At 61.4% G+C, this 21488-nt stretch carries 20 protein-coding genes; 12 read left to right on the forward strand and 8 right to left on the reverse strand.

Annotation, left to right across the window (positions count from 1 at the left end; genetic code table 11):
• Nucleotides 1-57 precede the first annotated feature (57 nt).
• The 7 genes from ispC to rpsB all read right to left on the reverse strand — a co-directional run bounded on the left by ispC (nt 58) and on the right by rpsB (nt 6123).
• Entirely contained in the window at nt 58-1248 is a 1191-nt protein-coding gene (gene ispC, locus J3P77_RS16765; RefSeq protein WP_434677708.1) for a 1-deoxy-D-xylulose-5-phosphate reductoisomerase, read from the reverse strand.
• The gene (locus tag J3P77_RS16770) at nt 1245-2060 is read right to left on the reverse strand and encodes a phosphatidate cytidylyltransferase (RefSeq protein WP_434677709.1); all 816 of its coding nucleotides are present in this window, start codon (nt 2058-2060) and stop codon (nt 1245-1247) included. Before J3P77_RS16770 ends, ispC begins: the two co-directional genes overlap by 4 nt.
• Nucleotides 2060-2815 carry a polyprenyl diphosphate synthase gene (gene uppS, locus J3P77_RS16775; RefSeq protein WP_434677710.1) on the reverse strand — a complete coding sequence of 252 codons (756 nt, stop codon included), beginning with the start codon at nt 2813-2815 and terminating at the stop codon, nt 2060-2062. Before uppS ends, J3P77_RS16770 begins: the two co-directional genes overlap by 1 nt.
• A gap of 15 nt (nt 2816-2830) precedes the next feature.
• Nucleotides 2831-3388 (reverse strand): ribosome recycling factor, encoded by a 558-nt coding sequence (gene frr, locus J3P77_RS16780; RefSeq protein ID WP_434677711.1) that lies wholly within the window; start codon nt 3386-3388, stop codon nt 2831-2833.
• On the reverse strand, nt 3385-4128 hold the full coding sequence (gene pyrH / locus J3P77_RS16785; protein ID WP_434677712.1) for a UMP kinase: 744 nt from the start codon (nt 4126-4128) through the stop codon (nt 3385-3387). The genes frr and pyrH overlap by 4 nt, the downstream gene beginning before the upstream one ends.
• A 203-nt stretch (nt 4129-4331) precedes the next feature.
• A complete protein-coding gene (gene tsf / locus J3P77_RS16790) occupies nt 4332-5195 on the reverse strand; it encodes a translation elongation factor Ts (RefSeq protein WP_434677713.1) in 864 nt (287 codons plus the stop codon).
• Nucleotides 5196-5382: 187 nt separating this feature from the next.
• Entirely contained in the window at nt 5383-6123 is a 741-nt protein-coding gene (gene rpsB / locus J3P77_RS16795; protein WP_434677714.1) for a 30S ribosomal protein S2, read from the reverse strand.
• A gap of 311 nt (nt 6124-6434) precedes the next feature.
• On the opposite strand from rpsB, the gene map reads away from it, so the two are divergent.
• The 7 genes from map to J3P77_RS16830 all read left to right on the forward strand — a co-directional run bounded on the left by map (nt 6435) and on the right by J3P77_RS16830 (nt 14606).
• Complete coding sequence (gene map, locus J3P77_RS16800) at nt 6435-7220, forward strand: type I methionyl aminopeptidase (protein ID WP_434677715.1); 786 nt, start codon at nt 6435-6437, stop codon at nt 7218-7220.
• 57 nt (nt 7221-7277) lie between these two features.
• A complete protein-coding gene (locus J3P77_RS16805; protein ID WP_434677716.1) occupies nt 7278-9977 on the forward strand; it encodes a [protein-PII] uridylyltransferase in 2700 nt (899 codons plus the stop codon).
• Nucleotides 9978-10039: 62 nt separating this feature from the next.
• Entirely contained in the window at nt 10040-11230 is a 1191-nt protein-coding gene (gene dapC, locus J3P77_RS16810; RefSeq protein WP_434677717.1) for a succinyldiaminopimelate transaminase, read from the forward strand.
• Between the two features lie 276 nt (nt 11231-11506).
• Nucleotides 11507-11857, forward strand: coding sequence for an ArsC family reductase (locus J3P77_RS16815; protein ID WP_434677718.1), 351 nt, complete (start codon nt 11507-11509; stop codon nt 11855-11857).
• A 45-nt stretch (nt 11858-11902) separates the two neighbouring features.
• Nucleotides 11903-12937: a 2,3,4,5-tetrahydropyridine-2,6-dicarboxylate N-succinyltransferase gene (gene dapD / locus J3P77_RS16820; protein ID WP_434677719.1), complete on the forward strand. Its 1035-nt coding sequence runs from the start codon at nt 11903-11905 to the stop codon at nt 12935-12937.
• A 59-nt stretch (nt 12938-12996) separates the two neighbouring features.
• Nucleotides 12997-14202, forward strand: a complete 1206-nt coding sequence (locus J3P77_RS16825; RefSeq protein WP_434677720.1) for an aminotransferase class V-fold PLP-dependent enzyme — start codon at nt 12997-12999, stop codon at nt 14200-14202.
• Entirely contained in the window at nt 14199-14606 is a 408-nt protein-coding gene (locus J3P77_RS16830; RefSeq protein WP_434677721.1) for a SufE family protein, read from the forward strand. The genes J3P77_RS16825 and J3P77_RS16830 overlap by 4 nt, the downstream gene beginning before the upstream one ends.
• Here J3P77_RS16830 and tcdA read toward each other — a convergent pair.
• Nucleotides 14597-15442: a tRNA cyclic N6-threonylcarbamoyladenosine(37) synthase TcdA gene (gene tcdA, locus J3P77_RS16835; RefSeq protein ID WP_434677722.1), complete on the reverse strand. Its 846-nt coding sequence runs from the start codon at nt 15440-15442 to the stop codon at nt 14597-14599. The two genes, J3P77_RS16830 and tcdA, sit on opposite strands and share 10 nt — an antisense overlap.
• Before the next feature lie 198 nt (nt 15443-15640).
• On the opposite strand from tcdA, the gene dapE reads away from it, so the two are divergent.
• From dapE to J3P77_RS16860, 5 genes are all read left to right on the forward strand, one after another.
• Nucleotides 15641-16792 carry a succinyl-diaminopimelate desuccinylase gene (gene dapE / locus J3P77_RS16840; protein ID WP_434677723.1) on the forward strand — a complete coding sequence of 384 codons (1152 nt, stop codon included), beginning with the start codon at nt 15641-15643 and terminating at the stop codon, nt 16790-16792.
• Nucleotides 16792-17601 carry a putative RNA methyltransferase gene (locus tag J3P77_RS16845; RefSeq protein WP_434677724.1) on the forward strand — a complete coding sequence of 270 codons (810 nt, stop codon included), beginning with the start codon at nt 16792-16794 and terminating at the stop codon, nt 17599-17601. The genes dapE and J3P77_RS16845 overlap by 1 nt, the downstream gene beginning before the upstream one ends.
• Before the next feature lie 19 nt (nt 17602-17620).
• Nucleotides 17621-17998 carry a hypothetical protein gene (locus tag J3P77_RS16850; protein WP_434677725.1) on the forward strand — a complete coding sequence of 126 codons (378 nt, stop codon included), beginning with the start codon at nt 17621-17623 and terminating at the stop codon, nt 17996-17998.
• Nucleotides 17999-18457: 459 nt separating this feature from the next.
• Entirely contained in the window at nt 18458-20953 is a 2496-nt protein-coding gene (gene plsB, locus J3P77_RS16855; RefSeq protein ID WP_434677726.1) for a glycerol-3-phosphate 1-O-acyltransferase PlsB, read from the forward strand.
• Between the two features lie 62 nt (nt 20954-21015).
• Nucleotides 21016-21420: a YbaY family lipoprotein gene (locus J3P77_RS16860; protein ID WP_434677727.1), complete on the forward strand. Its 405-nt coding sequence runs from the start codon at nt 21016-21018 to the stop codon at nt 21418-21420.
• The last annotated feature ends 68 nt before the right edge of the window (nt 21421-21488 follow it).

A 21488-nucleotide genomic window follows, 5' to 3' on the forward strand; every position in this document is an offset into this window, starting at 1 on the left:
CCCATGCTCCTGACCCGTCACAGCGTCCCTTTGGTCCATACCTTGCTGCATGCTTCGTTATCGCCCGTTTCGCTCAAGCCAGCGTTGCGCCTGGAAGCGTGCCTTCGAGTCCATCTCGAAGACGGCGTCGAGCCCTTCGACCGCAACTACCGGCTCCTGATCCAGAACCTCCTGAATCATACTCGCGATCTCCGGGTAACGGATGCGCCGATCAAGAAAGGCTGCAACCGCTACTTCATTGGCGGCATTGAGCATCGCAGGCGCGCTGCCTCCGGCTTCCGCCGCCTGTCGGGCCAGACGCAGGCAAGGAAAACGCTGCTCGTCCGGCTTCTCGAAATTCAACTGGCCGATGCGGAACAGGTCCAGCGGCGAAACGCCCGAATCGATGCGCGCCGGCCAGGCCAGCGCGTTGGCGATAGGCGTGCGCATGTCCGGGTTGCCCAACTGCGCAAGCACTGAACCATCGACGTAATCGACCAGCGAATGAATCACACTTTGCGGATGAATGACCACCTCGACCTGAGCCGGTCGGGCATCGAACAGCCAGCAAGCCTCGATCAGCTCCAGCCCCTTGTTCATCATGGATGCCGAATCGACCGAAATCTTACGCCCCATCGACCAGACCGGATGGGCACAGGCCTGCTCAGGGGAAACGTCCTGCAGCTGCTCGATCGGCGTCTGCCGAAACGGGCCGCCGGACGCGGTGAGCAGGATGCGCCTGACCCCCACGGCTCCGAGGCCGCGAGCAAAATCGCTAGGCAGGCACTGGAAGATCGCATTGTGCTCGCTGTCGATCGGCAGCAGGACCGCGCCACTGCGGCGCACGGCCTGCATGAACAGGGCGCCGGACATGACCAGCGCCTCCTTGTTGGCGAGCAGGACTTTCTTGCCTGCTTCAACCGCCGCCAGTGTCGGGCGCAGGCCTGCCGCGCCAACGATGGCGGCCATGACCGCGTCGACCTGCGGATGCGCGGCCACTTCACACAGACCGGCCTCGCCCACCAGTACTCGAGTATCGAGACCGGCGGCAGCCAGATCGTCCTGCAGCTTGCGCGCAACTTCTTGAGTCGGGACGACGGCGTAATGTGGCGTGTGCCTGACGCACAGGGCGAGCAATTCGGTCAGCCGGCTGAAACCGGTCAGAGCGAAAACCTGATAGAGAGCCGGGTGACGGGCGATGACATCTAGCGTGCTAAGCCCGATCGAACCTGTCGCACCGAGAACGGTGATCTGCTGAGGCGCGCTCACATGACACCCCAGTTGGCGGCCCAGAGCAGCACGGCAAACACGGGAATGGCGGCTGTCAGGCTGTCGATCCGGTCCAGCACCCCGCCGTGACCTGGCAGCAGGTTACTGCTGTCCTTGATACCGGACTGGCGCTTGAACATGCTTTCAGTCAGGTCGCCGACGATGGAGATCAGCACGATCACAGCGGCGCCCAGCAAACCGGCAATGAACTGCGACGCCGACCAGTCGCGGGAAATACCGACGGCCACTGTGATTACCAGTGCCACCAGCAGCCCGCCGTAAACGCCTTCCCAGCTCTTGCCAGGGCTGACTTTAGGCGCAAGCTTGCGCTTGCCGAACGCTTTGCCGGAAAAATAGGCACCGATGTCAGCGGCCCAGACCAGAACCATCACCGCAAGGATCAGCCAGTTGCCCATCGGCCACTGCTTGAGCAGCACCAGCCCTTGCCATGCGGGCAGCAGAATCAGCAAGCCGATTACCAGCTTGCAGATGCCACTGGCCCAGTGCTCGCTTGACGTCGGATAAGTCAGCACAAGATAAGTCGCCAGCGCCCACCAGATCACCGCCGCCCCGAGAATCCACGGCCCCATGCCAGGCGTCAGGTACATCAGGAACAGCAGCAGAGCGACCGCTGCCGCATAGGCGATGCGCATCGACTGAGCGGCAAGCCCCGCCAGACGCGCCCACTCCCACGCACCGAGCACCACGACCACCCCGATGAACAGGGCAAAGTACGCTCCGGTGAGCAGGAAGAAACCACAGAGGGCGACTGGCAGCAGAATGAGTGCGGTGATAATCCGTTGTTTGAGCATTAAGCGCGGGCTCCAGCTTCCACCTGTTCGCTGGTTCTACCGAAGCGACGTTGGCGAGAAGCGAAATCGGCCAGCGCAGCGCGCATGGCATCGTGTTTGAAGTCCGGCCAGAACAGGTCGGAGAAGTACAGCTCGGCATAAGCCAGCTGCCAGAGCAGAAAATTGCTGACGCGGTGTTCACCGCCGGTACGAATGCACAAGTCCGGCAACGGCAACTCGCCGGTGGCGAGACAGGCCTGCAACAGGTGCGGCGTGATGTCTTCCGGTTGCAGATGGCCGGCCTGGACTTCACGCGCCAGCCGCTGGGCGGCTTGCGCGATATCCCACTGGCCGCCGTAATTGGCAGCGATCTGCAGAACGAAGCGGTCGTTGCCGGCCGTGCTCAGCTCGGCCTCGCGCATTGCCGCCTGAAGCTCGGGATGGAAGCGTGTGCGATCACCAATGATGCGCAGGCTGATCCCGTTTTCGTTCAGGCGCCGCGTTTCACGACGCAACGCCGTGAAAAACAGCTCCATCAGGGCCCCGACCTCATCGGCCGGGCGCTGCCAGTTCTCACTGGAGAACGCAAAGAGCGTCAGCACTTCGACCTTGGCTTCGGCGCACACCTCGATCACGGCACGGACCGCGTCCACGCCCGCTTTATGCCCGGCAACGCCGGGCAACAGACGCTTCTTGGCCCAGCGGTTGTTACCGTCCATGATGATCGCGACATGACGCGGCACCGAGGACGGCGCGGCCAGTTTTGTCTTTTCCATGAAAGCGTCCCGACCTTATACGGCCATCAGGTCTGCTTCTTTCGCCTTGGTGGCCGAGTCGATATCTGCCTCTGCCTTGTCGGTCAGCTTCTGGATATCCGCAGCAGCACGACGCTCTTCGTCTTCGCTGATTTCCTTGTCCTTGACCAGCTTCTTCAGCTCGCTCAGGGCGTCACGGCGAATGTTACGCACCGCGACACGGGCATCTTCGGCAGCGCTGCGCGCCTGCTTGGTGAAGCCCTTGCGGGTTTCTTCGGTCAGGGCCGGCATGGAGATCAGCAGCAACTCGCCCAGGTTGGTCGGGTTGAGGTTCAGACCAGCGCTCTGGATAGCCTTGTCGACAGCAGCCAGCATGTTGCGCTCGAAGGCAACGACCTGCAGGGTGCGCGAGTCTTTTACAGTCACGTTGGCGACGCTCGCCAAAGGCGTGTCGGCACCGTAGTAAGGCACCATCACGCTGCCCAGGATGCTCGGGTGAGCCTTGCCGGTGCGAATCTGGCCAAATGCGTGGCTCAGGGATTCGAGGGACTTCTGCATGCGCTCTTGAGCGTCTTTCTTGATGTCGTTGATCATTGTTGAACTTCCTCGATCAGGGTTCCTTCAGCGCCGCCATGCACGATATTCAACAGGGCGCCGGGTTTGTTCATGTTGAAGACGCGCAGCGGCATCTTGTGGTCGCGGCACAGGCAAATGGCCGTCAGATCCATCACACCCAGCTTGCGATCCAGCACTTCATCGTAAGTCAGATGATCGAACTTCTCGGCATTCGGGTCTTTGAACGGGTCTGCGGTGTAAACGCCATCGACCTTGGTGGCCTTGAGCACAACGTCAGCGTCGATTTCAATCGCGCGCAGGCAGGCTGCCGAATCGGTGGTAAAGAACGGATTGCCGGTCCCCGCCGCGAAAATCACGACTTCCTTGGAGCTGAGGTGACGCATGGCCTTGCGACGATCATAGTGATCGGTCACGCCCATCATGGAGATGGCGGACATCACGATGGCCGAAATATTAGCGCGTTCCAGAGCGTCACGCATTGCCAGAGCGTTCATCACAGTGGCCAGCATGCCCATGTGATCGCCCGTGACCCGATCCATGCCGGCGGCGCTCAGCGCCGCGCCACGGAACAGGTTGCCGCCGCCGATCACCAGCCCGACCTGTACGCCGATGCCGACCAGCTGACCTACTTCGAGCGCCATGCGATCCAGCACCTTGGGATCGATGCCGAACTCTTCCGAGCCCATCAGGGCCTCGCCGCTAAGCTTGAGTAGAATGCGTTTATAGCGAGCCTGATAACCACTGCCCTGCTGAGCCATTGCGAATCTCTCCTGCGGCGTATTCTGAAAAAAATCTGTGCGGGCTGTCGCCAGCCTGCGCTTACTCTAGCTTGACGCTCCTGGAGCGTCAGAAGAATGCAGCCTCGTGGGCCACTTCTCCAAGGGAAATTACTTCCCCCTTTCGACAAAGAGGCCGCTCGCGTGAGCGGGCAGCCTCTTTGGGGCGACAGTATTAAACCGTCTTACTTCTTGCTTGCAGCTACTTGAGCAGCGACTTCTTCTGCGAAGTTGTCGACTGGCTTCTCGATGCCCTCGCCTACCTTGAAGTAGGTGAAGGAAACGATCTCGGCGCCGGCTTTCTTGGCCAGTGCGCCAACGGTCAGCTCAGGGTTCTTGACGAACGCCTGCTCGACCAGGCTCGCTTCGGCCAGGAACTTGGTGATACGGCCGCTTACCATCTTCTCGGCGATTTCAGCAGGCTTGCCTTTGAGCTTCTCTTCGTTCAGCTGCAGGAAGACATTCTTCTCGCGCTCGATCGCTTCAGGAGAAACGTCCGATGGCAGCAGGAACTCAGGGTTGGTCGCCGCGACGTGCATCGCGATGTCCTTGGCCAGCTCGGAGTCGCCGCCCTTGAGGACCACAACCACACCGATCTTGTTGCCGTGCAGGTACGAACCCAGCACGTCGCCTTCAACGCGGGCCAGACGACGGATGTTGACGTTCTCGCCGGTCTTGCCGACCAGAACCAGACGGTCAGCTTCACGCGCTTCGATCAGCGGCTCGACGGTGGTCAGCTTGTCAGCGAAAGCCTGCTCGACGGTCGCAGCGACGAACGCCTTGAAATCGTCCTGCAGAGCCAGGAAGTCGGTCTGGGAGTTGACTTCGATCAGGACCGCGGCTTTGCCGTCGTCCTTGATGGCGATAGCGCCTTCAGCAGCAACGTTGCCTGCTTTCTTGGCGGCTTTGATCGCGCCGGAAGCACGCATGTCGTCGATCGCTTTTTCGATGTCGCCGCCGGCCTTGGTCAAGGCCTTTTTGCAATCCATCATGCCTTCGCCGGTACGCTCGCGAAGTTCTTTGACCAACGCTGCAGTAATCTCTGCCATTTCAAAATCCTCTTGGATAGGTCTTCAACCATTCCACCCGGGTGAACGGGCGTACAAATTCTTGAAAAATCAGGGTGGCAGCCAGACATGACAACCAGGTCACGCCAACGCCAGACAATTCATTTTCGAGGTGGCAAAAAGGGGGCAAAGCCCCCTTTTCGCGTACTGAGTAAACGCCAGGCGTTAGTTACTCAGCTTCTGCTGCAGCTGGAGCTTCTTCGACGTAAACGTCGGTGCCGCCGGCAACATTGTTGCGACCGCGGATGACAGCGTCAGCCATCGAACCCATGTACAGCTGGATGGCGCGGATGGCGTCATCGTTGCCTGGGATGATGTAGTCAACGCCTTCCGGGCTGCTGTTGGTATCGACAACGCCGATGACCGGGATGCCCAGCTTGTTGGCTTCGGTGATCGCGATGCGCTCGTGATCAACGTCGATAACGAACAGTGCGTCCGGCAGACCGCCCATGTCCTTGATACCGCCCAGGCTGCGATCCAGTTTTTCCAGATCACGGGTGCGCATCAGTGCTTCTTTCTTGGTCAGCTTGGCGAAAGTACCGTCTTCGGACTGTACTTCCAGCTCGCGCAGACGCTTGATCGACTGACGGATGGTCTTGAAGTTGGTGAGCATGCCGCCCAACCAGCGGTGATCGACGTACGGCGAACCGCAACGTGCTGCTTCTTCAGCAACGATCTTGCCAGCGGAACGCTTGGTGCCGACGAACAGAATCTTGTTTTTGCCCGAAGCCAGGCGCTCAACAAAAGTCAGTGCTTCGTTGAACATCGGCAGGGTTTTTTCAAGGTTGATGATGTGAATCTTGTTGCGCGCGCCGAAAATGTACTTACCCATTTTCGGGTTCCAGTAACGGGTTTGGTGACCGAAGTGCACACCGGCCTTCAGCATATCGCGCATGTTGACTTGGGACATGATAGTTCCTTGATAAGTCGGGTTAGGCCTCCACGTATCCCAATGACCAACCAGTGGCGAGCCGCCAAAGGCACCCAGGTCATCGTGTCGACACGTGTGTGGGTTCAGGCTTCCAGGACGGACCTTGGAAAGCGGCGCATTTTATACCACAAACGGAAAGAGAACGAAACCTGAATCAAGTGCTTGTTTCGTCATGCTTTTGCCTGCGCGCACTATCCATATAAAGGAAGCGATGGTCACCCGCGTAGCGACGGTCTGGTAGAATCGCGCCTTTACGCATAGACGCGTGCCTGCACGCCGAGAGATTTCGAATGACGATTACCCTGAAAACACCCGAAGACATCGAAAAGATGCGCATCGCCGGTCGCCTGGCCGCAGAAGTTCTGGAAATGATCGCGCCCTACGTCAAGCCGGGCGTGACCACCGAAGAGCTCGATCGCCTTTGCCACGACTACATCGTCAACGAGCAGAAGGCGATTCCCGCGCCGCTCAACTACAAGGGTTTCCCCAAGTCGATCTGCACCTCGATCAATCATGTGGTGTGCCACGGCATTCCTGGTGAAAAGAAACTCAAGGAAGGCGACACCCTTAACATCGACATCACTGTCATCAAGGACGGTTACCACGGCGACACCAGCCGGATGTTCCACGTCGGCAAGGTGCCGGAATGGGCCGAACGCCTGTCGCGCGTCACCCAGGAATGCCTCTATAAAGGCATCGAAGTGGTCCGCCCCGGCGCGCGTCTGGGGGATATCGGCGCGGTGATCCAGAAGCACGCCGAAAAGAACGGCTTCTCGGTGGTACGCGAGTTCTGCGGCCACGGCATCGGCAAGGTCTTTCACGAAGAACCTCAGGTATTGCATTATGGCGAAGCCGGTACTGGCATCGAGCTACTGGAAGGCATGACCTTCACCATCGAGCCGATGATCAACCAGGGCCGCGCCGACACCAAGATCCTGGGCGATGGCTGGACCGCGATCACCAAGGACCGCAAGCTTTCGGCGCAGTGGGAGCACACTCTGCTGGTGACGGCCGACGGTTGCGAGATCTTCACACTGCGCAGCGATGACACCATCGCTCGCACGTCGGCCTCGTAACGCTGGCGTACCGCTCGACATTCAGCCCGCATCGCCCGACATAAGGAAAGCTGTTCCATGCCGCAGGTGGATCCAGATTTGTTCGATCGCGGCCAGTTCCAAGCCGAACTGGCATTGAAGGCAAGCCCTATCGCTGCCTTCAAGAAAGCCATCCGCAATGCGCGGGAAGTCCTCGACGAGCGCTTCAGATCGGGCCGCGACATACGTCGCCTGATCGAGGATCGCGCCTGGTTCGTGGATAACATCCTGCAACAGGCCTGGGACCAGTTCCAATGGAGCCGCGACGCGGACATCGCTCTGCTGGCGGTCGGTGGCTACGGGCGAGGTGAACTGCATCCGTATTCGGACATCGACCTGCTGATCCTGCTGGATAATGCCGATCACGAAATCTTCCGCGACTCCATCGAGCGTTTTCTCACACTGCTGTGGGACATCGGCCTGGAAGTCGGCCAGAGCGTGCGCTCGGTGGATGAATGTGCTCAGGAAGGCCGCGCCGACCTGACCGTGATCACCAACCTGATGGAAAGCCGCACTATTGCAGGCCCCGAAAGGTTGCGCCAGCGCATGCTCGAAGTCACCAGCCCGCGCCATATGTGGCCGAGCAAGGACTTCTTTCTTGCCAAGCGCTCTGAACAGCGAGCCCGACATCACAAGTACAACGACACCGAGTACAACCTGGAGCCGAACGTCAAGGGCTCGCCTGGCGGGCTGCGGGATATCCAGACCATTCTGTGGGTCGCGCGTCGGCAGTACGGCACGCTGAATCTGCACGCCTTGGCTGGGGAAGGTTTCCTGCTGGAAACCGAGAACAATCTGCTGGCCTCCTCCCAGGAATTTCTCTGGAAGGTGCGCTACGCGTTGCACATGCTGGCCGGTCGTTCCGAAGACCGCCTGCTGTTCGACTATCAGATCCGCATCGCCGAGCTGCTGGGCTATCGCGACAACGATGCCAAGCTGGCCATCGAACGCTTCATGCAGAAGTACTACCGCGTAGTGATGAGAATCGCCGAGCTGAGCGATCTGATCATCCAGCACTTCGAAGAAGTGATTCTCGCCGAAGACGACAGCGGCACCACGCAACCGATCAACTCCCGCTTCCAGCTGCACGACGGCTATATCGAAGCGACTCACACGAACGTATTCAAGCGCACGCCGTTCGCCATGATCGAGATCTTCGTGCTGATGGCCCAGCATCCGGAGATCAAGGGCGTGCGTGCCGACACGATCCGCCTGCTGCGTGAACACCGTCATCTGATCAACGATGATTTCCGCAACGATATTCGCAACACCAGCCTGTTCATCGAGCTGTTCAAGTGCGAAATCGGCATACACCGCAACCTGCGGCGCATGAACCGGTACGGCATCCTCGGGCTTTACCTGCCGGAGTTCGGCCATATCGTCGGGCAGATGCAGCATGACCTGTTCCATATCTACACCGTCGACGCGCACACGCTGAACCTGATCAAGCACCTGCGCAAACTGCAGTACACCGAGGTCTCCGAGAAATTCCCGCTGGCCAGCAAGATCATGGCGCGTCTGCCCAAGCCCGAGCTGATTTATCTCGCCGGCCTGTATCACGACATCGGCAAGGGCCGTGGCGGAGACCATTCCGAGCTGGGCGCGGTAGACGCCGAAGCCTTCGGCATTCGTCACCACCTGCCCGAGTGGGATACTCGCCTGATCGTCTGGCTGGTGAGCAATCACCTGGTCATGTCGACCACCGCGCAGCGCAAGGACTTGTCCGACCCGCAGGTCATCCACGACTTCGCACAGTTCGTCGGCGATGAAGTCCACCTCGATTACCTGTACGTGCTGACCGTGGCGGACATCAACGCCACCAACCCGACGCTCTGGAATTCGTGGCGTGCCAGTCTGTTGCGCCAGCTGTATACCGAGACCAAGCGCGCGCTGCGTCGCGGGCTGGAAAATCCGGTCGACCGGGAAGAGCAGATTCGCCGCACCCAGAGCGCGGCGCTCGATATCCTGGTGCGCAACGGCACCGATCCGGACGATGTCGAACAGCTCTGGTCGGCGCTGGGCGACGATTACTTCCTGCGTCACACCGCGGGCGACGTGGCCTGGCACACCGATGCCATCCTGCAGCAGCCTGCCGATGGCGGTCCTCTGGTGCTGATCAAGGAAACCACCCAGCGCGAGTTCGAAGGCGGCACGCAGATCTTCATCTACGCGCCGGACCAGCATGACTTCTTCGCCGTGACCGTAGCGGCGATGGACCAGCTGAACCTGAACATTCACGACGCGCGCATCATTACCTCCAGCAGCAAGTTCACCCTCGACACTTATATCGTGCTCGACAACGACGGCGGCTCGATCGGTGACAATCCGGAGCGGACCCAGCAGATTCGCGATGGCCTGACCGAAGCCCTGCGCAATCCGGACGACTATCCGACGATCATCAAGCGCCGGGTCCCACGTCAGCTCAAGCATTTCGCCTTCGCGCCCCAGGTCACCATTCACAACGATGCACAACGTCCGGTCACCGTGCTGGAACTGCTGGCACCGGACCGTCCCGGCCTGCTGGCGCGGGTCGGCAAGATCTTCCTGGAGTTCGACCTGTCGTTGCAGAATGCCAAGATCGCCACCCTGGGCGAGCGCGTGGAGGACGTGTTCTTCCTGACCGACGCCGACAATCACCCGCTGTCCGATCCGCAGCTGTGCAGCCGCCTGCAGGAAGCCATCGTCACGCAGCTGAGCGTGGACTCCGAACCGGGCCTGGAACTGCGTATCAGCATCTGAACCTACATATCGATTCAATGGCGTCCGCCAGCGGGCGCCCCGCTCATTGAGAATCCAGCACCATGAATGACGCCATGCAACAGCTTCAGCCCTACCCGTTCGAGAAGCTGCGCGCTCTGCTCGGCAGCGTGACGCCCAACCCCGATAAACGGCCGGTGGCATTGTCGATTGGCGAGCCCAAGCACCGTTCCCCGGACTTCGTGGCAAAGGCGCTGGCCGACAATCTGGACCAGATGGCGGTGTACCCGACGACGCTCGGTATCCCGGCGCTGCGCGAAGCGATCGCCGGCTGGTGCGAGCGCCGCTTCGGCGTGCCGCACGGCTGGATCGACCCGGCGCGCAACGTGCTGCCGGTCAACGGTACGCGCGAAGCGCTGTTCGCCTTCACCCAGACGGTCGTCAACCGCAGCGATGACGGCCTGGTGGTCAGCCCCAACCCGTTCTATCAGATCTACGAAGGTGCGGCGTTTCTGGCCGGCGCACAGCCGCATTATCTGCCGTGCCTCGCGGACAATGGCTTCAACCCGGATTTCGACGCGGTCACGCCGGATATCTGGAAACGCTGCCAGATTCTGTTCCTGTGCTCGCCGGGTAACCCCACCGGCGCGCTGATCCCTGTGGAAACCCTGAAAAAGCTGATCGCACTGGCTGACGAACACGACTTCGTGATCGCCGCCGACGAGTGCTACAGCGAGCTGTACTTCGACGAAGAAACACCGCCGCCGGGCCTGCTCAGCGCCTGCGTCGAGCTGGGCCGCGAGGATTTCAGGCGTTGCGTGGTGTTCCACAGCCTGTCCAAGCGTTCCAACCTGCCGGGGCTGCGCTCGGGCTTTGTCGCCGGTGATGCCCAGATCCTCAAGGCATTTCTGCTGTATCGCACCTACCACGGTTGCGCGATGCCGGTTCAGACCCAGCTCGCCAGCATTGCAGCCTGGAACGATGAAGAACACGTACGCGCCAATCGCGCCTTGTATCGCGAGAAATTCGATGCGGTGCTCGATATCCTTTCACCTGTCATGGATGTGCAGCGCCCCGATGGCGGTTTTTACCTGTGGCCCGACGTCGGTACCGATGACACCGTATTCTGCCGCGACCTGTTCGCCGAACAGCACGTTACGGTGGTGCCGGGCTCGTACCTGTCCCGCGAAGTCAACGGTCTGAACCCGGGGGCCGGCCGTGTGCGCCTGGCATTGGTCGCACCGCTGGCCGAATGCATCGAAGCCGCTGAGCGGATTCGGGATTTTGTCAGGTAAGAGACGGGGCGGAACTGCTGCCGGTTCCCGACAGATCGCGGGCAAGCCCGCTCCTACGCCCTCCGGGCAGAGGCTGTTCGCGTCTAGTATGAAATCTGCTTTTGATTCTGCCCGAAGGGCGTGGGAGCCAGCTTGCCGGCGATGGGCCGCAGAGCGGACCCCAACCCTTGATGAAATGCAATGCTGCCCATTCAGCAGCCTAAGCCGCTCACCCGTGGCATAATTCGTGGCCGTTTTCACAACCGCCTCAAAGGGAGCAGACGAGTGGCAACCGACATGAACACGTTGCACCTTTACGGAATCAAAGCGTGCGACACGATGAAAAAGGCTCGCACCTGGCTCGATGAAAACGCCGTGAGCTACGATTTTCACGATTACAAGACCCAAGGCATCGACCGTGAGCACCTGAATCGCTGGTGCGATGAACACGGCTGGCAAGTGGTGCTGAACCGCGCCGGTACTACGTTTCGCAAACTCGACGACGGACAAAAGGCCGATCTCGACCAAGCCAAGGCAGTAGAACTGATGCTGGCGCAGCCTTCGATGATCAAGCGCCCGGTGCTTGATCTTGGCGACCGTACCCTGATTGGTTTCAAACCCGACCTGTATTCAGCGGCCATTCGATAAGCCCGCGCGCTATCGAAGGCCCCCAAATTCGCAAGAGGTATATGCATGTCCACTTCCCTGTTCAGCCTGGCGTTCGGCGTCGGCACTCAAAATCGTCAAGGCGCCTGGCTTGAAGTCTTCTACGCCCAACCGCTGATCAACCCGTCAGCCGAACTGGTCGCCGCCATTGCTCCGGCACTGGGTTACGCCGGTGGCAACCAGGCTATCGCCTTCACCAGTGATCAGGCTTCAAAGCTGGCCGAAGCCCTGAAGTCGGTTGACTCCACACAAGCAGCGCTGCTGACCCGTCTGGCCGAGAGCCACAACCCGCTGGTCGCCACGCTGCTGGCCGAAGACGCTCCGCTGACCTCCACACCCGAGGCGTACCTCAAGCTGCACCTGCTGTCGCACCGCCTGGTCAAGCCGCACGGTCTGAACCTGGCCGGCATCTTCCCGCTGCTGCCGAACGTCGCATGGACCAGCCGGGGCGCCATCGATCTGGCCGAGCTGAATGAGCGTCAGCTCGAAGCGCGCCTGAAGGGCGAATTGCTGGAAGTCTTCTCGGTGGACAAATTCCCGAAAATGACCGACTACGTGGTGCCAAGCGGTGTGCGCATCGCTGACAGCGCGCGCGTGCGCCTGGGCGCTTACATTGGCGAAGGCACCACCGTGATGCACGAAGGCTTCGTCAACTTCAACGGCGGAACCGAAGGCCCAGGCATGATCGAAGGCCGCGTTTCGGCAGGCGTGTTCGTCGGCAAGGGTTCGGACCTGGGCGGCGGCTGCTCGACTATGGGCACCCTGTCGGGCGGCGGCAACATCGTCATCAAGGTTGGCGAAGGCTGCCTGATCGGCGCCAACGCCGGCATCGGCATTCCGCTGGGCGACCGCAACACCGTCGAAGCGGGCCTCTACATCACCGCGGGCACCAAGGTGGCCCTGCTGGACGAGAACAATGCGCTGGTCAAGGTCGTCAAGGCCCGTGAACTGGCTGGCCAGACCGACCTGCTGTTCCGTCGCAATTCGCAGACTGGCGCCGTGGAATGCAAGACCCACAAGTCTGCCATCGAACTGAACGAAGCTCTGCACGCTCATAACTGATGCCGTGTGCGGGTTCGCGGCTGCCAGCCTCGGACCCGCTTCAACGATCCGGATGAACAATGCCCCTCTTCTCTCCATGGCGCGCTGACTTTCCTGCCATCGACGCCCTGCAACGGCAAGGCCAGACCTATCTGGACAATGCCGCCACCACGCAAAAACCCCAGGCATTGATCGATGCTCTGGTTCATTACTACGCCAGCGGCGCCGCCAATGTGCATCGTGCGCAGCACCTGCCGGGTGCTCACGCCACTCAGGCGTTCGAAGACAGCCGCAGAAAGGTCGCTCACTGGCTCAACGCCGATGACTCTGGCCAGATCGTCTTTACCCACGGCGCCACCGCTGCGCTCAATCTGCTCGCCTACGGGCTCGAACATGAGTTTGTCGCCGGCGACGAAATCGTCGTCAGTGCGCTGGAACATCACGCCAACCTGCTGCCCTGGCAACAACTGGCGCAACGCCGTGACCTCAAGCTGGTGGTGCTGCCCGTAGGTATCGACGGGCTGGTGGACCTGGATGCCGCCGCCACTTTGATCGGCCCACGCACGCGACTGCTGGCGGTCAGTCAGTTTTCCAACGTGCTGGGCGCCTGGCAACCGCTCACCGCGCTGCTGACACTGGCTAAAGCCCAAGGCGCGTTCACCGTGGTGGATGGCGCCCAGGGCGTGGTTCATGGCCGGCAGGACGTGCAGGCACTGGGCTGCGACTTCTATGTATTCTCCAGCCACAAACTGTACGGCCCCGACGGCCTTGGCGTTTTGTACGGTCGCAACGAAGCGCTGCCTAGCCTGGCCCACTGGCAGTACGGCGGGGAAATGGTGCTGACGGCGGACTTCCACCACGCAAAGTTTCGTCCGGCGCCGCTGGGTTTCGAGGCTGGCACGCCGCCGATTGCCGGTGCCATCGGCCTGGGCGCGACGCTCGATTACCTCGACAGCCTCGACGCCCCGGCAGTGGCCGAACATGAGTCGCGACTGCACCGCTATCTGCTTGAAGGCCTGCAACAGCGTGAGGGCGTGAGGATTCTGGGCGCGCCCGAACTGGCGCTGGTCAGCTTTGTGGTGGACGGCGTGCACAACGCCGATCTCGCGCATCTGCTCACTGACCAGGGCATTGCTGTGCGCGCCGGGCATCACTGTGCAATGCCGCTGTTCAAGAGCCTCGGTTTGACGGGTGCGCTGCGCGTTTCGCTGGCGCTCTACAACGATGCGGACGATCTGCAGCGTTTCTTCAGCGCACTGGATCAGGGCCTGGAGTTGCTGCGATGAATTTGCCCACCGATGCGCAAACGGCGCTGGACACCTTCTCCCAGCCGCAGGGCTGGGAGCAGCGGGCACGTTTGCTGATGCAATGGGGCGACCGTCTGCCGCCGTTGAGCGACGGTGAAAAGACCGATGAACATCTGGTTCACGGTTGCGAGAGCAAAGTCTGGTTAGTGGGCGATATCGTTGACGGGCACTGGCAATTCCGCGCCGCCAGCGATGCGCGGCTGATTCGCGGGCTGGTGGCGCTGCTGCTGGCGCGGGTCAATGGTCTGTCGGCTGCTGACCTTGATCAGGTGGACCTGCCTGACTGGTTCCAGCAACTGGGCCTGGCCCGGCAGTTATCGCCGTCGCGCAGCAACGGCCTGAATGCCGTGCTGCAGCGCATGCGCGAAATGGCTCAGGCCTGAGCGCCAGCCGCCGAGGTTGAAGTCTCAGTAACCGGTTTTACACGCTCGGACGGGCGACGGGTACCCGCCACCAGCTTGTCGATTGCCCGGGTTGCCGCGACCATGCCGAATGTCGCGGTTACCATCATCACCGCACCGAACCCGCCTGCGCAGTCCAGCTTGACACCTTCGCCGACAAAACTCTTCTGCAGGCAGATCCCGCCATCCGGCTTGGGGTAGCGCAACTGTTCGCTGGAAAACACGCACGGCACGCTGTAATGCCGATTGGGCGTGCGCGAAAATCCGTACTCGCGACGCAGCGTCGAGCGCACCTTGGACGCCAGCGGGTCGTTGAAAGTACGGTTGAGGTCGGCGATCTGAATCAGGGTCGGGTCGATCTGCCCGCCTGCGCCGCCGGTGGTCACCATCTGGATCTTGCGCCGCTTGCACCAGGAAATCAGCGCCGCCTTGGCGTTGACGCTGTCGATGCAATCGAGCACGAAGTCCAGCTCGGGCGTGATGTAGTCGGCCATGGTTTCGCGGGTCACGAAATCGGTTACCGGATGCACGATGCAATCAGGATTGATCGCGCGGATCCGCTCGGCCATGACCTCGACCTTCGGCCGCCCGACGGTGCTGTCCAGCGCATGCAGCTGACGGTTGCTGTTGCTGACACAGACGTCGTCCATATCGAACAGCGAAATTTCGCCAACCCCGCACCGCGCCATCGCCTCGGCCGCCCATGACCCGACGCCACCGATACCCACTACCGCTACATGCGCGGCGCGCAGGCGAGCCAGCCCTTCGTCACCATACAAACGGGCGATGCCTGCGAAACGGGGATCTGCTGTGCTCATGCTCGTTGCCTCTGATGCGGCGGAAAAACCGGCGCGCATTATAGGCCGTCGGGCCCCTCGAAGCACCCTCACGTAACGGCAATCGGTCTGAAAGCCATGCCCGCTACCGCCATCGTCATATCAAGGCCTTAGTCTCGGCATTTTGCTTTAAGATATCCGCCCTTTCGCGCCCAAAGCCTTGCTATCGGAGTTCTGTACATGACGGCCCCAGCCGACCTATCGCCCACCCTTCAACTCGCCTGCGACCTGATCCGTCGACCTTCGGTAACGCCGGTCGATGCCGATTGCCAGACTGTAATGATGCAGCGTCTGGGCGATGCCGGGTTCAAGCTTGAGCCAATGCGCATTGAGGACGTGGACAATTTCTGGGCGACTCATGGCAGCAGCGATGGCCCGGTGCTGTGTTTCGCGGGCCACACCGACGTAGTGCCGACCGGCCCGACCCACGCCTGGCAGAACGACCCCTTCGACGCCTTGATCGATGAACATGGCATGTTGTGCGGTCGCGGCGCGGCGGACATGAAAGGCAGCCTGGCGTCCATGCTCGTGGCGTCGGAGCGTTTCGTCACCGACTATCCGGACCATAAAGGCACCGTGGCGTTTCTGATCACCAGCGATGAAGAGGGCCCGGCGCACCACGGCACCAAGGCGGTGGTCGAGCGACTGGCCGCACGCAACGAGCGTCTGGACTGGTGCATCGTCGGCGAGCCTTCAAGCACTACGCTGGTGGGCGACGTGGTGAAAAACGGTCGTCGCGGTTCTCTCGGCGCGACCCTGACCGTACGTGGCAAGCAGGGCCATGTGGCCTATCCGCATCTGGCCAGGAACCCGATCCATCTGGCCGCTCCGGCGTTGGCCGAACTTGCCGCCGAGCACTGGGACGCCGGCAACGCGTTCTTCCCACCGACCAGCTTTCAGATTTCCAATCTCAATTCCGGTACCGGCGCCACCAACGTCATTCCGGGCGACCTGGTCGCAGTATTCAATTTCCGCTTCTCCACCGAGTCGACCGTCGAAGGATTGAAGCAGCGGGTCGCGGCGATTCTCGACAAGCATGAGCTGGACTGGACCGTGGAGTGGGCGCTGTCCGGCCTGCCTTTCCTGACCGAACCCGGCGCTCTGCTGGATGCGGTATCGGCCAGCATCAGGGCGGTTACCGGTCGCGAGACTCAGGCGTCTACCAGCGGCGGCACGTCCGACGGTCGTTTCATCGCCACGCTCGGCACTCAGGTCGTGGAACTGGGCCCGGTCAATGCGACTATCCATCAGGTCAACGAGCGCGTACTGGCCAGTGACCTCGATGTGCTGACCGAAATCTACTACCAGACCCTGGTCAAGTTGCTCGCCTGATGCTCACCTGTCCGATCTGCTCAGCCCCGCTCGCCACGGTCGACAACGGCGTGGCCTGCCCGGCCAATCATCGCTTCGACCGGGCGCGCCAGGGTTACCTGAACCTGCTGCCCGTGCAGCACAAGAACAGCCGCGACCCCGGCGACAACCAGGCGATGGTCGAAGCACGGCGTGATTTTCTCAACGCCGGGCACTACGCGCCCGTGGCCCGGCGACTGGCCGAACTGGCCGCCGAACGCGCGCCCGCGCACTGGCTGGACATCGGCTGCGGCGAAGGTTACTACACCGCACAGATCGCCGACGCATTGCCGAACGCTGACGGTTACGCGCTGGATATCTCCCGCGAAGCCGTCAAGCGCGCCTGCCGCCGCAACCCCGGCCTGACCTGGATGGTCGCCAGCATGGCTCGTGTTCCGCTGCCCGATGCCAGCTGCCAATTCCTGGCCAGCGTATTCAGCCCGCTGGACTGGCAGGAAGCCAAACGCCTGCTGACGCCCGGCGGCGGGCTGATGCGGGTCGGCCCGACCAACCAGCACCTGATGGAGCTGCGTCAGCGTCTGTACGATGAAGTGCGCGACTACGCCGACGACAAGCACTTGGCGCTGGTGCCTGAGGGCATGCAGCTGCAACACAGCGAAACCCTTACCTACACGCTCAAGCTGATCGACGGCCAGTCGCGTGCCGACCTGTTGGCGATGACCCCGCATGGCTGGCGGGCCAGCGCCGAACGTCGCACCGCCGTGATCGAACACCCCGGCCCGTTCAAGGTCACCGTATCCATGCGCTACGATTATTTCGTGCTGCAATAAGCATTCAAAAGAGGCACCCATGCGCCAACCCGATATCGAGATTTACCTGAAGGATGAAGACGTCGACCACAAGGCCATCGCCCAATGGCTCGACGGAGCCCTCGGCCCGTGCAGCGAATGGACCCAGAAAGGTCAGACCTGGAAGTGCAAGGCCGGCAACGTGCCTGTCACCTGGCTGCCCAAGGCTGTCGGCAAATGGAACAGCCTGTATCTGGAAAGCGACCAGACGCCGTGGGACGACGACATCGCCTGCGCTCGCGCCGCCTTCGCTGCCCTGAACGTCGAAGTGCGCTGCGCACCGGGCACCTGGGTCGAAGAGGAAAGCGACGACACCGCCGACCGCTGGATGCGCATCAGCGCCGATGGCGAAGAAGAGATCACCTGGCGGACGTCGTAATCGGGGCGCCCGGCCTGACTTATCGCGCAGGCTGATTTTGCTGCCCCTCCTCTCCCACCGCCGTCTGTGGGAGTCAGCTTGCTGGCGATCTGGCGCGTAGCGGCAGCAGTCGATTCATCGCGGCTATCGTGGGAGGGAGCTTGCTCGCGACGACGATTACGCGGTTAGCCTGATTCGCTGGCGGGATCTGCTGCCCCTCCTCTCCCACCACCGTCTGTGGGAGTCAGCTTGCTGGCGATCTGGCGCATAGCGGCAGCAATCGATTTATCGCGGCTATCGTGGGGGAGCTTGCTCCCAACGACGATTACACGGTTAGCCTGATTCGCTGGCGGTATCTGCTGCCCCTTCCCGAACAAGCGGAGTGCCGCCCGGCCCGCGCAGCATTTTTTGCCGATCCCCACGCGATACGTCACACTGACGCCCTCTGGGGCGCTCGCCCTTTCATCCAGCAGAAACCGTATGACTCGTTCCCCGTTCCGTCGCCTTGTGTTCGGCACCCTGCGTCGCTTGCTGTACCTCTGGGTTCGCTCGGAAACCATCAACCAATCGTCTTTCACCCTGAATCTGGACCGCAGCCGGCCCGTGTTCTATGCCCTGCAGTCGCCCGCGATCAGCGACCTGGCGGTGCTGGACGCCGAATGCCGCAAGGCCGGACTACCCCGGCCGGTGCTATCGGTCGCGGTCGGCGAAATGATGGAGCCAGCGGCGTTTTTCTACCTGACGCCGGAGCCGGACTGGCTCGGCCGCCATGACAAGCGCGGCGCACCGCCAACGCTGGAACGACTGGTCGCCGCGGTCGCGCAGAACCCTCAGGAAGACGCGCAGATCATTCCGGTCAGTGTGTTCTGGGGCCAGTCACCCGACCGGGAATCGAGCGCCTGGAAGCTGCTGTTCGCCGACAGTTGGGCGGTTACCGGCAGGCTGCGCCGGCTGGTGACCATCCTGATACTGGGCCGCAAAACCCGCGTCCAGTTCTCCGCGCCCATTCACCTGCGCGAACTGGTCGACCAGAACAAAGGCTACGAGCTGACGCTGCGCATGACCCAACGCCTGCTGCGCGTGCATTTCCGCAACCTGAAAAGCGCGGTGATCGGCCCGGACGTCTCACACCGCCGCAACCTCGTCGAAGGGCTGCTCGATGAGCCGCTGGTCAAACAGGCGATTGTCGAAGAGTCCGAGCGCGAGAGCATTCCCCAGGAAAAGGCGCGTGAGCAGGCCCTGCGTTATGGCAATGAGATTGCCTCGGATTACACCTACTCCGCGATCCGTTTCCTCGAAGTGGTGCTGAGCTGGTTCTGGAACAAGATCTACGACGGCATCAAGGTCAGCCACATCGAGGGCGTCCAGGAAATCGCGCCGGGGCACGAAGTGATCTACGTGCCATGCCACCGCAGCCATATCGACTACCTGCTGCTCTCGTATCTGCTGTTCCGCAACGGTCTGACCCCGCCGCACATCGCTGCGGGTATCAACCTGAACATGCCGGTGATCGGCAGCCTGCTGCGGCGCGGTGGCGCGTTCTTCATGCGTCGGACATTCAAGGGCAACCCGCTGTATACGGCGGTATTCAACGAATACCTGCATACCCTGTTCACCAAAGGCTTTCCGGTCGAATACTTCGTGGAAGGCGGTCGCTCGCGTACCGGGCGCATGCTGCAACCCAAGACCGGCATGCTGGCCATTACCCTGCGCAGCTTCCTGCGCAACTCGCGAATGCCGATCGTGTTCATCCCGGTCTACATCGGCTATGAAAGGGTTCTGGAAGGCCGCACTTATCTGGGCGAACTGCGTGGCGCAGCCAAGAAGAAGGAGTCAATCTTCGACATCTTCAAGGTCATCGGCGCGCTCAGGCAGCGCTTCGGCCAAGTTTCGGTCAACTTCGGCGAGCCCATCAAGCTGGCCGAGTTTCTAGATAACGAGCAGCCGGACTGGCGCGCTCAGGAACTGGCGCCGCAATATCGTCCGCAATGGCTCAGCGAAGCCACCAATCGCCTCGGCGATCGCGTTGCCCAGCATCTGAACGAAGCGGCAGCGGTCAATCCCATGAACCTGGTGGCCATTGTCCTGCTTTCCACGCAGAAGCTGGCGCTCGACGACCAGGCGATGGAGCGCGTTCTGGATCTGTACCTGACGCTGCTGCGCGCGGTGCCCTACTCGCCGCACACCACGCTGCCGGACGGCAACGGCCGGGAACTGATCGAGCACGTCAAGGGCATGGACCTGCTGGCGGAACAGAAGGATGCGCTGGGCAGAATTCTGTACCTGAACGAACAGAACGCAGTGTTGATGACCTACTACCGCAACAACGTGCTGCATATTTTTGCGCTGCCGTCGCTGCTGGCCAGTTTTTTCCAGAGTACGTCGCGGATGTCCCGTGAGCACATCCTGCGCTACACCCGCGCGCTCTACCCGTACCTGCAATCGGAACTGTTCATCCGCTGGCCGCTGAACAAGCTGGACGAGGTCGTCGATCAGTGGCTGGCTGCATTTGTTGAACAGGGCCTGCTGCGCAAGAAGGGCGATGATATTTATGTGCGCCCTGAACCGAGCTCCCGGCAGTTCGTGCTGCTGACCCTACTGTCCCGGGCCATCGCCCAGACCTTGCAGCGGTTCTACATGGCGATAGCGCTGCTGCTCAACAGCGGACAAAAGACGCTCAGCGCCGAAGAACTGGAAGATCTCTGCACGGTCATGGCGCAGCGCCTGTCGATCCTGCACGGGCTCAATGCGCCGGAATTCTTCGACAAGAGTCTGTTCCGCCACTTCATTCAGACGCTGCTGGATCTGGGCGTATTGCGCAAGGACGCTGCCGGCAAGCTGAGTTATCACCCGCTGCTCGGTGATCTGGCCGAAGGCGCTGCCAAGCGGGTGCTGCCCGCGGAAATCCGCCTGTCTATCCGCCAGGTCGCACTGCATCAGAACGAAGTTGTAACCGAGGCAGATCCCGCAGGCTGAATGCGTTAAATTCCGCCGACCACGCCGGGCACCTTCCGGCGTGGCTGATACGGAGATCTCCCATGAAACGATTCGCCCTCATCCTCGCAAGCGCCATGCTTGGCGCCTGCAGCGTCGCGCCACCCTCCAAGGCCAACCTCGACGGCGAGGTTTTTTACCTGCAGCGCTCGGCCCTGCCGCCCAACGCGGTGCTGAGTGTCAGTTTGCAGAATGTGTCGCGCGCCGATGCCGCCGCGGTGGTGCTTGCCCGTGAAAGCGGTCCGATCAAGGGGCAGGTGCCGCTGCCCTTCCATTTGCAATATGACCCTCGACAGGTCGAGCCCGGACACCGCTACGCAATCAGCGCACGCATCGAGGCCGACGGAAAAGTGCTGTTCACAAATGCCGCGCAAGTCCCGGTCCGACTCGACGGCACCGATCCGCAGCCGCTACGCGTCAGATTGAACCCGGCGCGCCTGCTTCCCTGATACCCTCTCTCCACCGCGCCGTCTGCATTGTGCGGCGTTGCGGTTTTGATCCCTCTGAAAAGGATGCT

The organism is Pseudomonas sp. R1-18 (assembly GCF_051132095.1).
Taxonomy (GTDB): Bacteria; Pseudomonadota; Gammaproteobacteria; order Pseudomonadales; family Pseudomonadaceae; genus Aquipseudomonas.

Coding starts and splice junctions, on each gene's coding strand:
- tsf (WP_434677713.1), bottom strand. CDS start 5,195: ATGGCAGAGATTACTGCAGCGTTGGTCAAAGAACTTCGCGAGCGTACC.
- uppS (WP_434677710.1), bottom strand. CDS start 2,815: ATGGAAAAGACAAAACTGGCCGCGCCGTCCTCGGTGCCGCGTCATGTC.
- pyrH (WP_434677712.1), bottom strand. CDS start 4,128: ATGGCTCAGCAGGGCAGTGGTTATCAGGCTCGCTATAAACGCATTCTA.
- frr (WP_434677711.1), bottom strand. CDS start 3,388: ATGATCAACGACATCAAGAAAGACGCTCAAGAGCGCATGCAGAAGTCC.
- J3P77_RS16805 (WP_434677716.1), top strand. CDS start 7,278: ATGCCGCAGGTGGATCCAGATTTGTTCGATCGCGGCCAGTTCCAAGCC.
- J3P77_RS16825 (WP_434677720.1), top strand. CDS start 12,997: ATGCCCCTCTTCTCTCCATGGCGCGCTGACTTTCCTGCCATCGACGCC.
- tcdA (WP_434677722.1), bottom strand. CDS start 15,442: ATGAGCACAGCAGATCCCCGTTTCGCAGGCATCGCCCGTTTGTATGGT.
- dapD (WP_434677719.1), top strand. CDS start 11,903: ATGTCCACTTCCCTGTTCAGCCTGGCGTTCGGCGTCGGCACTCAAAAT.
- dapE (WP_434677723.1), top strand. CDS start 15,641: ATGACGGCCCCAGCCGACCTATCGCCCACCCTTCAACTCGCCTGCGAC.
- J3P77_RS16770 (WP_434677709.1), bottom strand. CDS start 2,060: ATGCTCAAACAACGGATTATCACCGCACTCATTCTGCTGCCAGTCGCC.
- J3P77_RS16830 (WP_434677721.1), top strand. CDS start 14,199: ATGAATTTGCCCACCGATGCGCAAACGGCGCTGGACACCTTCTCCCAG.
- J3P77_RS16845 (WP_434677724.1), top strand. CDS start 16,792: ATGCTCACCTGTCCGATCTGCTCAGCCCCGCTCGCCACGGTCGACAAC.
- J3P77_RS16850 (WP_434677725.1), top strand. CDS start 17,621: ATGCGCCAACCCGATATCGAGATTTACCTGAAGGATGAAGACGTCGAC.
- map (WP_434677715.1), top strand. CDS start 6,435: ATGACGATTACCCTGAAAACACCCGAAGACATCGAAAAGATGCGCATC.
- plsB (WP_434677726.1), top strand. CDS start 18,458: ATGACTCGTTCCCCGTTCCGTCGCCTTGTGTTCGGCACCCTGCGTCGC.
- dapC (WP_434677717.1), top strand. CDS start 10,040: ATGAATGACGCCATGCAACAGCTTCAGCCCTACCCGTTCGAGAAGCTG.
- J3P77_RS16815 (WP_434677718.1), top strand. CDS start 11,507: ATGAACACGTTGCACCTTTACGGAATCAAAGCGTGCGACACGATGAAA.
- J3P77_RS16860 (WP_434677727.1), top strand. CDS start 21,016: ATGAAACGATTCGCCCTCATCCTCGCAAGCGCCATGCTTGGCGCCTGC.
- rpsB (WP_434677714.1), bottom strand. CDS start 6,123: ATGTCCCAAGTCAACATGCGCGATATGCTGAAGGCCGGTGTGCACTTC.